The following is a 12,511-nucleotide window of genomic DNA, read 5'->3' as shown; positions in this document are numbered from 1 at the left end:
TGTCAACCCCTTGTTGGTGCGAGGGGGCAATTGCTTATCGTTGCTAACAACCGAGGGACTCCACGAGAGGCCCGAGGCACCCGAACTGAGAGCAGCAACGAGGACTGCCCGTGAGTACATGGGCTGAATGGGATGACACGATGACCACGCTCGAAGTGACCAGCGACCCGGTACGCGACTACCTGAACTCGATCGGCCGCACCCGCCTCCTGACGGCGGACGAAGAAGTCGCACTCGCGAAGCGGATCGAGGTGGGAGTGCTCGCCGGTGAGCGCCTGGCGATCCGCCCGAACCTGACCCCCCGTGAGAAGCGCGAGCTCCAGTACCTCGCCGATGACGGCAAGCGTGCGTTCGAGCGCTTCATCGAGGCGAACCTGCGCCTAGTGGTGAGCATCGCCAAGCGCTACGCCGGCCGCGGCCTCCCCGTGATGGACCTCATCCAGGAGGGCAACCTCGGCCTGGTGCGCGCCGTCGAGAAGTTCGACTATCGCACCGGGAACAAGTTCTCGACCTACGCGACCTGGTGGATCCGCCAGTCGATCCTCCGCGGCATCGCCGACACCGCCCGCCTGATCCGCATCCCGGTCCACACGGTGGAGAAGATCGACAAGCTCGACCGCATCCGCCGCGACCTCGGCGGCGAGCTGGGCCGCACGCCCACCCTGGAGGAGATGGCCGAGGCGTCGAACCTCGACCCCGCCGAGGTGCACAAGCTGCAGATGAGCGACTCGGAGACGGTCTCGCTCGCCGTGCCGGTCGGCGAGAACGAGGGCGCCGAGCTGGGCGACCTGATCGAGGACGGCGACTTCGCCGGCCCGTCCGAGACCGTGGAGGTCGAGTTCCGCCACCGCGACCTCGAGGAGCGCCTGCGCGAGTTGCCCCCGCGCGACGCCAAGGTCATCCGGATGCGTTTCGGCCTCGACGGGCACAAGCCGATGACCCTCGACGAAGTCGGCGAGGTCTACGGCATCACCCGCGAGCGCGTCCGCCAGCTCGAGACCCGCAGCCTCAAGCGCCTGCGCTCCCCGGAGCTCCTCGAGTACCTCCGGTAGGCCTCGAAGCAGATTTGCGCCAAATCTCGGTCGTGGAAGCTCCACAACCGAGATTTGGCGCAAATCTCGTTAAGGGGAGCGACTACTTGCCGGGAGGGGAGTCCGCGTCGACCTCGTCGGCGCCGAGCGCGCCGATCTCCTCGGTCAGCTGGAGGCCCTGCGCACTGTTGGAGGACAGCGTGAGCTGCTCCAGCCAGGCCTTGTTGATACGCGGGGACCGTCCGCCGCTGTAGCGGAACAGCAGGGGATGGCCGGGTCGACCCAGATCGCGCTCCGGCCGTCGCCGACGCCCTGCTCATCGCGCCAGGAGAAGAAGAACCCCTCCTTGCGTCGGAGCTTCAGCCCGATCACGATCTGCAGGTGCGCCAGGACCCGGTCCTCGAAACCGATCTCGGTGGTCCCGCCGTAGATGAGCTTGCCCATGCGGAAAAAACTACAGGACGTCGGCGGCTCTCCCGCCTCGGCATTCGCTGGGCGAACACCGCGCCACTGCCGGACGCGGCGTAGTCTCTGCCGCATGACCCCCTCGCGCGTCCTCGTCACCGGAGCCACCGGCTACATCGGCGGCCGTCTCGTGCCCCGGCTGCTCGCCCGCGGGCACACCGTCCGTGTGCTCGCGCGCTCGCCGCAGAAGCTCACCGACGTGCCGTGGGCATCGGAGGTGGAGGTCGTCCAAGGCGACCTGCACGACCCCGAGGCCGTCGAACGCGCGACGACCGATGTCGACGTCGTCTACTACCTGGTCCACTCGATGCGGGCGCGCGGCGACTTCGAGGAGGAGGAGTCGGATGCGGCGCGCACGGTCGCGGCCGCGGCGAAGGCGGCCGGTGTCCGCCGAATCGTCTACCTCGGCGCCCTCCATCCGGACGGCGAGCTGTCGCGGCACTTGCGCTCCCGGGTCGCGGTGGGCCGCATCCTGCTCGACTCCGGCGTGCCGACCGTCGTGCTGCAGGCGGGTGTCGTGATCGGCTCCGGGTCGGCGTCCTTCGAGATGATCCGCCACCTCACCGAGGTGCTGCCCTACATGCCGGCGCCCCGCTGGGTGCGCAACCGCATCCAGCCGATCGCGATCCGGGACGTCCTGCACTACCTGCTCGCCGCCGCCGACCTGCCGCCGGAGGTCTCCCGCGCGTTCGACATCGGCGGCCCGGACATCCTGCGCTACGGCCAGATGATGAACGCGTACGCCGTCGAGGCGGGACTGCCGCAGCGTCCCATCGCGTCGCTGCCGGTCTTCACGCCATGGCTGGCGTCGCAGTGGGTGAACCTGGTCACACCCATCCCGCGCAGCCTGGCCGTGCCGATCATCGAGTCGCTGCAATACGACTGCGTGATGCGCGAGCACGACATCGACGCCGTGATCCCGCCGCCGCCGGAGGGGCTGACCGGCTACCGCCGCTCGGTGCGGCTGGCGTTGGCGCGCGAGCGGTCCGGGGAGGTCGAGACCAGCTGGCAGGACGCGTCCGTCGCCGGCGCGCCGAGTGACCCTCTGCCGAGCGACCCCGACTGGTCCGGCCACACGGTCTACACGGACCTGCGCGAACGGGAGTCGACGGCCGACCCGAAGCTGCTGTGGCGCGTGGTCGAGGGCATCGGCGGCGAGCGGGGCTGGTACTCGTTCCCGCTGGCGTGGGCGCTGCGCGGCTGGGCGGACAAGCTGGTCGGCGGCGTCGGCCTGCGCCGGGGCCGGCGGGATGCGGACCACCTGAACACGGGCGACGCGCTCGACTGGTGGCGGGTGGAGCGCATCGAGCGGGGGAGGAGCCTGCGGCTGCGCGCCGAGATGCGCGTCCCGGGCCGGGCGTGGCTGGAGCTCGCCGTGCGGCCCCGCGAGGGCGGCGGCTCGGAGTACCGCCAGCGCGCCGTGTTCTTTCCGCGCGGGCTTGCCGGGCGGCTGTACTGGTTCTCGATCCTGCCGTTCCACGGGATCGTGTTCAACGGCATGGCGAACCGCATCGTCTACGAGGCGGAGCACCCGAAGGCGGCTACGAGCCTGACGCGTCCGTCCCCGGAGCCGGTCGCTCCTGCTCCGAGCCCACCGCTGCGAGCGTCGTCGCGCTGAGGTCCTGGAGGAAGCGGATGACGGTATCACGATCGCTGGGGCTGAGCGACCGGGCGACCTCGAACCGGCGCGCGTGCTGCAGGCCCATGGTGCGGCGCACCTCCGCCTGGGTCTCGGGCGTGATCTCGACCACGACCGCGCGCCGGTCGGTGGGATGCGGGCGCCGCACGACATGACCCGCGCGCTCCAGCCGGTCGAGCAGCTTGGTGGTCGATGCCGTCGAGATGCGGAGGTGGTCGGACAGCGCGCCCGCGGTGACCGGCACGGAGGCGTTCGCGGAGGCGATGATGAACCGCAGCGCGCGCATGTCCGTCTCGTTGAGCTTCATGTGCGTGCGCGACTCCAGGCTGAGCCTCTGGTCGGCCTCCCGCCATTCCCGCATCGCGCCGAGCAGCCGGACGATCTGGCCCAGCTCCTCCTCGCTCAGGTCGTCGTGACGGACCAGCTCCTGGCGTGGATCGATCACCCGGGGGTCGGTGAGCGATGCGGAGATGCGCCTCTGCTCGTCCCGGGCCGATGTCATGAGCGACATCCTATTCCTGTTCGTAAGATGCGTGCTAGGTTATTTGCTAACCAGGCTAGACAAGGGAGCGCCGGTATGACACAGCTGCACCCAGAAACCCAGGCCACCGAGCTCGAGACCGTGCTCGAGTCCGACCTCGCGGCGGTCGACGCCCGGCTGGGGCGGTACTTCGCAGAGCGCATCTCCGCGGCCTCCGCCTTCGATCCCTCCTATCGCCGCCTGTGGGAGGGCGCACGCGATGCGGCCGACGGAGGCAAGCGCATCCGGCCGCGTTTCGTGCTGACCGCTTTCCATGGGCTCGGCGGCGCGGGGAGGGAGGCGGCGCGTACCGCCGCCGTCGCCTACGAGCTGCTGCACACCGCGTTCCTGCTGCACGACGACGTCATCGACGGCGACACCGTGCGCCGCGGCCGGCCCAACGTGGCCGGCGCCTTCACCGCCGAGGCCGGAGCCCGCGGGGCGGACGGCGCTCGCAGCCGCCACTGGGGCGAGGCGGGAGCGATCCTCGCCGGCGACCTGCTGCTCCACGCGGCCGCCTCGGTGCTCGCCCGCGCCGAGACCGACGACCGCACCCGCGACCGCCTCCTGGACGTCCTCGACCACGGGGTCTTCGTCACCGCCGCCGGCGAACTCGCGGACGTGGCGCTGGCCGAGCACCTCGGCCCCGAGGCGCCGACGCTGGAGGACGTGCTCGCCATGACCGAGCACAAGACCGCCGCCTACTCCGTCTCCGGCCCGCTGATGACCGGCGCGCTCCTGGCCGGCGGCGGGGAGGACGTGCTCACCACCCTCGCCGAGTACGGACGGCTGGTCGGCATCGCCTTCCAGCTCGGAGACGACCTGCTCGGCGTCTTCGGCGACGAGGACGTGACCGGCAAGAGCATCGTGAGCGACCTGCGCCAGGGCAAGGAGACCTCCCTGATCGCGTACGCGCGCGGCACCGCCCGCTGGGAGGAGCTCGCGGCGTCCCTCGGCCGCGGCGACCTCGCCCTGCACGAAGCCGGCCGGCTGGCTGAGGTGCTCGACGAGTGCGGCGCTCGCCGCTTCGTGGAGCGGCTGCTCGCCCAGCAGGTGGACGCCGCCGTCGCCCTGCTGGACACCCCGTCCATCCCGCCGGCCCTCGCCGGCCCGCTCACCGCCGTCGCCCGCTCCTGCATCGGGAGGATCGCATGACACGCGCACCGGAGGCTCCCGTCGGCACCCCGCCGACGGACCTGCACACCTACACCGACGCGGCCCACGCCGGGGCCGCCACCATCATCCACGCGTACTCGACCTCGTTCGGGATGGCCACCCGGCTGCTCGGGCAGCGCATCCGCCCGCAGGTCGAGGACGTCTACGCGCTCGTGCGCGTCGCCGACGAGATCGTCGACGGCGCCGCCGCCGAGGCGGGCCTCACGGTGGACGAGCAGCGGGAGCTGCTGGACGCCCTCGAGGCCGACACCGAGCGCGCCATGCGCACCGGCTACAGCGCCAACGTCGTCGTGCACTCCTTCGCCGTGACCGCCCGCGCCGCGGGCATCGGCGTCGACCTCACCCGCCCGTTCTTCGCCTCCATGCGCCGCGACCTGAGCCCGGTGGACTTCACCGCCGAGGAGCTGCGCGACTACGTCTACGGGTCCGCCGAGGTGGTGGGACTGATGTGCCTCAAGGTGTTCCTCGCCGACAGCCCGGTGCCGGAGGAGACCCGGCTGCGGCTCGAGGCCGGGGCGCGCAGGCTCGGAGCAGCGTTCCAGAAGATCAACTTCCTCCGCGACCTCGCGGTGGACTGGACCGAGCTCGGCCGCAGCTACTTCCCGGGCATCGACCCGGCGCGCCTGACCGAGCGTCAGAAGCTGGCGCTCGTGGTCGACATCGACTGCGACCTCGGTGCGGCGGCCGACGCCATCCCGGACCTGCCGGACAACTGCCGTCGCGCCATCGCCGCCGCGCACGGCCTGTTCGCGGAGCTGAGCGACCGCATCCGCGAGACGCCCGCCACCGAGCTGCTCACGCGCCGCGTGAGCGTGCCCACCCGCGTCAAGCTCGCCATCCTCGCCCGCGCCACCGTGTCGGCCGCGATGCCGCGCGGCGGATCCGCCGCACACGCCCCGGCCATCGTCCCGGCCGCGGCCGCCCGGACGGAGTCCCACCCGTGACCGGCCGCCGCGTGGCCGTCATCGGCGGGGGCATCGCCGGCCTCGCGACGGCCGCGCTGCTCGCCCGGGACGGGTACGCCGTCACGCTGCTGGAGCAGAAGAGCACCCTCGGCGGCCGCGCCGGCTCCTGGGAGCACGACGGCTTCCGCTTCGACACCGGGCCGTCGTGGTACCTGATGCCCGAGGTCTTCGATCACTTCTTCCGGCTGATGGGGACCTCCACCGCCGAACAGCTCGACCTGGTGACCCTCGACCCCGGCTACCGCGTGTTCTCGGAGGACGGCCGCCCGCCGCTCGACATCCGCGCGGACGGGGCGGCCAACCGCGCCCTGTTCGAGCAGGAGGAGCCGGGAGGCGCCGCAGCGCTCGACCGCTACCTGGAGGGCGCGGCGGACACCTACCGGATGGCCGTCGACCGGTTCCTGTACAGCACGTTCGCCGACCTGCGTCCCTTGTTCGCGCCGGATCTGCTCCGTCGACTGCCGCGCCTGGCCCGCCTGCTGCTCCAGCCGCTCGATCGGTACGCCGCCGGCTTCGTCGCCGACAACCGGCTGCGCCAGGTGCTCGGCTACCCGGCGGTCTTCCTCGGCACCTCGCCCGACAAGGCGCCGAGCATGTACCACCTGATGAGCCACCTCGACCTCGACGACGGCGTGCGCTACCCCCTGGGCGGGTTCGCCGCGCTGATCGACCGGGTCGCGGCGCTCGCCGAGGAGGCCGGCGCGCGGCTCGTCACCGGCGCGCGCGTCACCGGCATCCGCACCGCTCCCGGGCCGTCGCGCGCCCGCGCGGCCGGCGTCACCTACGCCGCAGCCGACGGGTCCCTGCACACCGTCGACGCTGACGTCGTCGTGTCGGCCGCGGACCTGCACCACACCGAGACCGCCCTGCTGCCGGAGGCGCTGCGCACGCATCCCGAGAAGGTGTGGGACCGGCGCGACCCTGGTCCCGGCGTCGTCCTCGCCATGCTGGGCGTGCGCGGCCGGCTTCCCCAGCTGACGCACCACAACCTGTTCTTCACCACGGACTGGGAGGCCAACTTCCAGACCATCTACGGACCCGACCCGGGCATCCCGGACCCGGCCTCGCTCTACGTCTGCATGCCCAGCGAGACCGACCCCGGCGTCGCGCCGGAGGGCTACGAGAACCTCTTCGTGCTCATCCCGGTGCCCGCCGACGTGTCCCTCGGCGCGGGCGGCCTCGACGGCGAGGGCGACCGGGCGATCGAGCGGGCGGCGGATGCGGCGATCGCGCAGATCTCCGCGTGGGCCGGCATCCCGGACCTCGCCGACCGCATCGTCGTGCGGCGCACGGTCGGACCGGACGACTTCGCCACCGACCTGAACGCCTGGCGCGGGGGCGCGCTGGGTCCGGCGCACACGCTCCGGCAGAGCGCGTTCTTCCGCCCGGGCAACGCCTCCAAGAAGGTGGACGGCCTGCTCTACGCCGGCTGCTCCACCATCCCGGGCATCGGACTGCCCATGTGCCTGATCAGCGCCGAATTGGTCGTCAAGCGCCTGCGCGGCGACGGCGGCGCCGGTCCGCTTCCGGAGCCCCTCCCGGCTCCGCAGGCCGAGCGCGTCCCGTGAGCCTGGCCTACCTGGCGAGCCTGCTGATCGCGCTCGGCGCCATGGTGCTGCTCGACGCGCGCTTCCGGCTGGTGTTCTGGCGGGATGCGCGGCGCGCGACGATCGTGCTCGCGGTGGGGCTGGTGTTCTTCCTGGCGTGGGACGCGTTCGGCATCCTGCTCGGGGTGTTCGCCCGCGGCCGTTCTCCGTGGATGACCGGGATCGAGCTGGCACCGGACCTGCCGCTCGAGGAGGTCTTCTTCCTCCTCTTCCTCTGCTACCTGACGCTGGTGCTGATCTTCGGGGCGCGCGCCCTGCTCGACCGACGGGTCTCGAACCGGCGCCTCTCGAACCGGCGGGAGAGCGACGGATGACGTACCTCCTGCTCAGTGTCGTCTTCCTGGCCGTCGCGGCCGCCGTCCTGGTCGTCGCCCTCGCGGTGGCGCCGGATCGCGCCCGGCTCGCCCGCCGGTGGTGGGCGCCCCTGCTGATCGCCGCGGTCGTCGTGCTCGTGCTGACCGCCGTCTTCGACAACCTGATGATCGGCGCCGGCCTGATGACCTACACCGACGCGAACATCAGCGGTGCCAGACTGGGCCTCGTGCCCCTCGAGGACTTCACCTACCCGCTCGCCGCGCTCCTGCTGCTGCCGGCGCTCTGGCTGCTCACGCGGCGGCGGGGGAGCGGCGCGTGACCGCCGTGGCGCCCGCGGCGCCGCTCCGGCAGCTGGTCCTGGCCTCCCGGCCGCTCAGCTGGATCAACACCGCCTTCCCGTTCGCGGCGGCGTACCTGCTCACCACCGGCCGCGTGGACGCGACGTTCGTCATCGGGACACTGTTCTTCCTCATCCCGTACAACCTCGCGATGTACGGCATCAACGACGTCTTCGACTACGAATCCGACCTGCGGAACCCGCGCAAGGGCGGCGCCGAAGGTGCCCTGCTCGACCGGTCGGCGCACCGCCGCACCCTCATCGCGGCCGTCGTGACCACCGTCCCGTTCGTGATCTACCTCGTCATCGTCGGGTCACCGCTGTCCTGGCTGGTGCTCGCGGTGTCGCTGTTCGCCGTCGTCGCCTACTCGGTGAAGGGGCTGCGGTTCAAGGAGGTGCCGTTCCTCGACTCCGTCACCTCCAGCACCCACTTCACCAGCCCCGCGCTGTACGGGCTCGTGCTCGCCGGCGCGACCTTCACGCCCGCGCTGTGGCTCGTGCTGCTCGCCTTCTTCCTGTGGGGGATCGGCAGCCACGCCTTCGGGGCGGTCCAGGATGTGATGCCCGACCGCGAGGGCGGCATCTCCTCGATCGCGACGGCCATCGGCGCGGCCGCGACCGTCCGCCTGGCGATCGCCGCGTGGGCGCTCGCCGGGGTGGCGATGCTGTTCACCCCCTGGCCCGGCCCGCTGGCCGCCGTGCTCGCCCTGCCCTATATCGCGGCCGCGGCGCCGTTCTGGTCGGTCACCGACGAGCGGTCCGGCGAGGCGAACCGCGGCTGGCGCCGGTTCCTCTGGATCAACTACGCGTGCGGCTTCGTGGTGACGATGCTCCTCATCCTCTGGGCCGCGGTGCGCTGATCAGTCGCGCTTCGGCAGCTGCTGCAGCGTCCAGGCGTTCCCGTCCGGGTCGGTGAAGTCGACGAACCGCCCCCACGCGAGATCCTGCACCCCGCGCGCCTCGACGCCGCGCTCGGTCAGGTGCCGCAGCGCCTCGTCCGCGTCCGGGATGACGATCTGCAGCCCCTTCATCGTGCCGGGGGCCATGTCGGTCAGCCCCTGCCCGAATGCGATCGAGCAGGCGGACCCGGGAGGCGTGACCTGCACGAACCGCAGGTCGTCGGAGACGCGCTGGTCGTGGTCGGCGTGCCAGCCGACGGTGTCCACGTAGAACGCCTTCGCCCGGTCGACGTCGGTGACGGGGAGGATGATGAGCTCGATACGCCAGTCGGTGATGGTCATGATGGGTGCCTTTCCTATCCGGTTGCCTCCAGCGTAGAAGGGCATCCGGTCAGTTTCCGGCCGCAATCCGCATTCGGCGATTTCGCGGCACCGCACGCTATCGTCGAAATCCCACCCGCCACCAGATCCGAAAGCGACCAGCGCCCGATGAGCGACTCGCCGGCTTCGCCGACCCCCTACGAGGTGCTCGGCGTCCGCCCCGATGTGAGCCACGACGAGTTGCGGCGCGCCTACCGCCGCCTGCTCCGCGAGACGCACCCCGACACTGGTGGCACCGCTGCCGCGTTCCAGGCGGTCCAGCAGGCCTGGGAGCTCGTCGGCGACCCGGAGGATCGCGCCCGCTACGACCGCGGCGAGAGCATCACGGTGGACGCCGTGGCCGGCGACTCCGCCGGGGGCGGCTTCAGCGCGACGGTGCACACCACCCGCGGCGGCTCCGGCGGACCGACCGTCCGCGCCCGCAGCTACGGGCATCCCGGCGGCCGGGCCCGCGAGCGCTTCCTCGGGCTCATGCGCGAGTGGATGGGACGCGGCACCGACGACCGCGACCCCTACGACCCGGCGCTCGTCCGTTCCGCCCCGCGCGAGATCCGCCAGCTGCTGGCGGAGGCGCTCGCCGAGGAGGCGACAGCCCGAGCCGTGACAGGGCTCGGCATCGGCTTCACCATCTGGAACGACGTCGCCGTGCATCCCGCGACCGATGCGAAGCTCGACCACATCGTCCTGGGGCCGGCGGGCCTGTTCGCCGTCCGGTCGGCGGACTGGGGCGGCCCGGTCAAGCTCGCCAAGGGCGAGCTCGTGGGTGAGGGCATCGCACCCGACGAGGAGCCGTTCCACGACCTCTACCATGCCGCCAAGAGCTTCGGCCGCCAGGCGGGTGTCCGCTTCACCGGCCTGATCGTCGTGGTTCCGGATTCCGACCTCGACGTGCCGTTCGACGTCATCCGTCGCGGTCGGCTCGCCGGCTCCATGCTGGTCCGGCGGTCGCTCCTCCCGCGCGTGCTCCGCGACGGTGCCAACGCCGCCGGCCGCGAGAGCGTCGACCGGGCCTTCGAGCTGCGCACCCGCCTGCAGGAGTCCGTGCGGTTCGTGTGAGGCCGCCCCACTAGACACCGGGGCCGCGACACGAGCACAGTGGACCCCATGGTCACCCCACTCGAGATCTTCAGCGGATTCAGCGTCGACGACATCCCGGCGGCGAAGGCGTTCTACGGCGAGACCCTCGGGCTCAGCGTGTCCGACGGCAGCATGGGCAACCTCGACCTCCAGCTGCCCTCGGGCGGGCACGTCTTCATCTACCCCAAGCCGAATCACGAGCCCGCGACGTTCACCATCCTGAACCTCGTCGTCGAGGACATCGACGCGGCCGTCGACGACCTCAACGCCAAGGGCGTGCAGACGGCCATCTACGACGACCCGAACCTGCCCACCGACGAGAAGGGCGTGCTGCGGGGGCGGGCCGCCGGGCAGGGCCCCGACATCGCGTGGTTCCGCGATCCCGCGGGCAACGTGTTGTCGGTCCTGCAGGACTGACTCAGGCCAGCGGCTCCTCGTCGCTGTCCAGGTCGGTGACGTCCCATTCGGCGCGCGTCTCGGGCGGCACGTCCTCCGTCGACCGCGGGATGGTCGCGACCATCTGGTACGTCGCCTCGGCCGGCCACGCCCGATCGTCCGCAAGCTCGAACACGTCGAAGGCGGAGGCGCCGGCGAACTCGGCCGGGATGCGGATGCGGTTCGGCGGCACATCGAGGCGCGACGGCAGCGTCAGTACCCGCGGCGGTTTGCCGTCGCGCAGCAGCATGGCGCGGAAGGAGTCGGGCGTGATTTCGGGCACGACGCTACGGTAGGCGCGTTCGGGCACCGGCGCGAGGGCGACACAGTCGATGCACAGCGGTCCCTCGATCGGTGCTCAGCGTTCTAGGATGGCGCCGTGGAGCCGTTCATCGTCTGTCTGTGGATCCTCGGGGTCGCCTGCGCCGCCACCTGGGTGCTCTCGCTGATCAGCGGCGAGCACTCCTGGGTCGACCGCATCTGGTCCATCGTGCCGGTCGTCTACGTCTGGGTCTTCGCGGGCGCCGCGGGCCTCACCGACCCGCGCCTCGACCTCGTGGCCGTCCTGGTGACGCTGTGGGGCGCGCGCCTCACCTTCAACTTCGCCCGCAAGGGCGGCTACGCGCCCGGCGGCGAGGACTACCGCTGGCAGGTGCTGCGCGGCCGGATGGGGAAGGCCGCTTTCGCGCTCTTCAACCTGTTCTTCATCGTGATCTACCAGAACGTGCTGCTGCTCCTCATCACGCTGCCCGCGTGGACGATGTACCAGCACCGGACGCCGCTGACACCGCTCGACATCATCCTGGCCGCCCTGTTCGTGGCCCTGCTGATCGGCGAGACGATCGCCGACCAGCAGCAGTGGCGCTTCCACCAGTGGAAGAAGGCCGAGCTCGCCGCGGGCCGGGAGCCGTCGCCCCGTTTCCTGCAGACCGGGCTGTTCCGCTTCTCGCGCCACCCCAACTTCTTCTGCGAGCAGGCGCAGTGGTGGGTCGTGTTCCTCTTCGGCTGCGTCGCCGCCGGCTCCGTGCTGCAGTGGACCGTGATCGGGCCACTGCTGCTCACCGGCCTGTTCATCGGCTCCACCGTTTTCACCGAGAGCATCTCGCGCTCGCGGTACCCGGAGTACGCCGAGTATCAGGCGCGCACGTCGCCCGTCGTGCCCTGGTTCCCCGGACGCGGGAACACCGCCCGCATGTGGTCCGAGTCGAGGTAGTCGGCCACGCCGATCAAGATGAGGCTGAACACGATCTGCTCGGTCACCATCCACAGCGGGTAGAGGCCCGGGATCGCCGCGATGACCAGCGTCACGACGGGGAAGATCTTGGCGAACAGCCGCAGCCGCGAGTACGCCCAGTAGTAGCCCTTCTGCGCGCGCCACGCGAAGTAGAAGAGGGTGGCCGTCATCCCGAGCACGATCACGCTGCGCATCCACACCGGGAACGCCACGCGGACGCCCTGCAGGGTGAGCACGACGGCGATGACGACCGTGGCGAGGCCGATGACCAGCTCGGCGGCGAGCAGCCAGCCGATGACGACGAAAGCGCGCCGCGTGCGCGGGTGGGTGCGGCCCTCCTCGGGCACCGTGTAGGCGGCGTGACGGCCGCCGGCGATGCGATCGAGCCGCGCGAGCAGAGTTTCCACGCATCCACGGTAACCCGGGCTAC

Annotated in this window: 14 protein-coding genes and 2 pseudogenes; 11 read left to right on the top strand and 5 right to left on the bottom strand. The window is 71.4% G+C overall.

Features of this window, described 5'->3' with window-relative positions; all coding sequences use genetic code 11:
• Positions 1-140: 140 nt before the first annotated feature.
• The gene (locus A0130_04630; GenBank protein ANF31063.1) at positions 141-1,052 is read left to right on the top strand and encodes an RNA polymerase subunit sigma-70; all 912 of its coding nucleotides are present in this window, start codon (positions 141-143) and stop codon (positions 1,050-1,052) included.
• Between the two features lie 82 nt (positions 1,053-1,134).
• On the opposite strand, the pseudogene A0130_04625 reads toward A0130_04630, so the two are convergent.
• Positions 1,135-1,475: pseudogene (locus A0130_04625) on the bottom strand (ATP-dependent DNA ligase).
• A 94-nt stretch (positions 1,476-1,569) separates the two neighbouring features.
• Between A0130_04625 and A0130_04620 the strand changes: the two are divergent.
• The gene (locus A0130_04620; GenBank protein ID ANF31062.1) at positions 1,570-3,114 is read left to right on the top strand and encodes an NAD(P)-dependent oxidoreductase; all 1,545 of its coding nucleotides are present in this window, start codon (positions 1,570-1,572) and stop codon (positions 3,112-3,114) included.
• Here A0130_04620 and A0130_04615 read toward each other — a convergent pair.
• A complete protein-coding gene (locus tag A0130_04615; GenBank protein ANF31061.1) occupies positions 3,038-3,637 on the bottom strand; it encodes a MarR family transcriptional regulator in 600 nt (199 codons plus the stop codon). The two genes, A0130_04620 and A0130_04615, sit on opposite strands and share 77 nt — an antisense overlap.
• 75 nt (positions 3,638-3,712) lie before the next feature.
• Here A0130_04615 and A0130_04610 point away from each other — a divergent pair, with 75 nt between their 5' ends.
• The 6 genes and pseudogenes from A0130_04610 to ubiA all read left to right on the top strand — a co-directional run bounded on the left by A0130_04610 (position 3,713) and on the right by ubiA (position 8,915).
• Positions 3,713-4,810: a geranylgeranyl pyrophosphate synthase gene (locus tag A0130_04610; GenBank protein ID ANF31060.1), complete on the top strand. Its 1,098-nt coding sequence runs from the start codon at positions 3,713-3,715 to the stop codon at positions 4,808-4,810.
• A pseudogene (locus A0130_04605) lies at positions 4,807-5,706 on the top strand (phytoene synthase). The gene A0130_04610 and the pseudogene A0130_04605 overlap by 4 nt, the downstream one beginning before the upstream one ends.
• A 65-nt stretch (positions 5,707-5,771) precedes the next feature.
• Positions 5,772-7,364: a phytoene dehydrogenase gene (locus A0130_04600; GenBank protein ANF31059.1), complete on the top strand. Its 1,593-nt coding sequence runs from the start codon at positions 5,772-5,774 to the stop codon at positions 7,362-7,364.
• Positions 7,361-7,717, top strand: coding sequence for a C50 carotenoid epsilon cyclase (locus A0130_04595; protein ANF31058.1), 357 nt, complete (start codon positions 7,361-7,363; stop codon positions 7,715-7,717). Before A0130_04600 ends, A0130_04595 begins: the two co-directional genes overlap by 4 nt.
• Positions 7,714-8,037, top strand: coding sequence for a lycopene e-cyclase isoprenoid transferase B (locus A0130_04590; GenBank protein ID ANF31057.1), 324 nt, complete (start codon positions 7,714-7,716; stop codon positions 8,035-8,037). The genes A0130_04595 and A0130_04590 overlap by 4 nt, the downstream gene beginning before the upstream one ends.
• Positions 8,034-8,915, top strand: a complete 882-nt coding sequence (ubiA, locus tag A0130_04585) for a prenyltransferase (GenBank protein ID ANF31056.1) — start codon at positions 8,034-8,036, stop codon at positions 8,913-8,915. Before A0130_04590 ends, ubiA begins: the two co-directional genes overlap by 4 nt.
• Here ubiA and A0130_04580 read toward each other — a convergent pair whose 3' ends face one another.
• Entirely contained in the window at positions 8,916-9,296 is a 381-nt protein-coding gene (locus tag A0130_04580) for a glyoxalase (protein ID ANF31055.1), read from the bottom strand. It lies immediately after the preceding gene.
• A 147-nt stretch (positions 9,297-9,443) separates the two neighbouring features.
• Here A0130_04580 and A0130_04575 point away from each other — a divergent pair, with 147 nt between their 5' ends.
• Together A0130_04575 and A0130_04570 are read left to right on the top strand one after the other, a co-directional pair.
• On the top strand, positions 9,444-10,391 hold the full coding sequence (locus A0130_04575) for a heat-shock protein (GenBank protein ID ANF31054.1): 948 nt from the start codon (positions 9,444-9,446) through the stop codon (positions 10,389-10,391).
• Between the two features lie 48 nt (positions 10,392-10,439).
• Positions 10,440-10,829 (top strand): glyoxalase, encoded by a 390-nt coding sequence (locus A0130_04570; GenBank protein ANF31053.1) that lies wholly within the window; start codon positions 10,440-10,442, stop codon positions 10,827-10,829.
• A gap of 1 nt (position 10,830) precedes the next feature.
• Here the strand turns inward: A0130_04570 and A0130_04565 are convergent, their stop codons facing one another.
• Entirely contained in the window at positions 10,831-11,097 is a 267-nt protein-coding gene (locus A0130_04565) for a hypothetical protein (protein ANF33287.1), read from the bottom strand.
• A 129-nt stretch (positions 11,098-11,226) separates the two neighbouring features.
• Between A0130_04565 and A0130_04560 the strand changes: the two genes are divergently transcribed.
• Positions 11,227-12,060, top strand: coding sequence for a hypothetical protein (locus A0130_04560; protein ANF31052.1), 834 nt, complete (start codon positions 11,227-11,229; stop codon positions 12,058-12,060).
• Here A0130_04560 and A0130_04555 read toward each other — a convergent pair.
• The gene (locus tag A0130_04555; GenBank protein ID ANF31051.1) at positions 11,982-12,488 is read right to left on the bottom strand and encodes a hypothetical protein; all 507 of its coding nucleotides are present in this window, start codon (positions 12,486-12,488) and stop codon (positions 11,982-11,984) included. The two genes, A0130_04560 and A0130_04555, sit on opposite strands and share 79 nt — an antisense overlap.
• Between the last annotated feature and the right edge of the window lie 23 nt (positions 12,489-12,511).

Origin of the sequence: Leifsonia xyli (genome assembly GCA_001647635.1) — a bacterium.
In the GTDB taxonomy this organism is placed as follows: domain Bacteria; phylum Actinomycetota; class Actinomycetes; order Actinomycetales; family Microbacteriaceae; genus Leifsonia; species Leifsonia xyli_A.
This window is presented reverse-complemented; position numbering and strand designations above follow the sequence as displayed.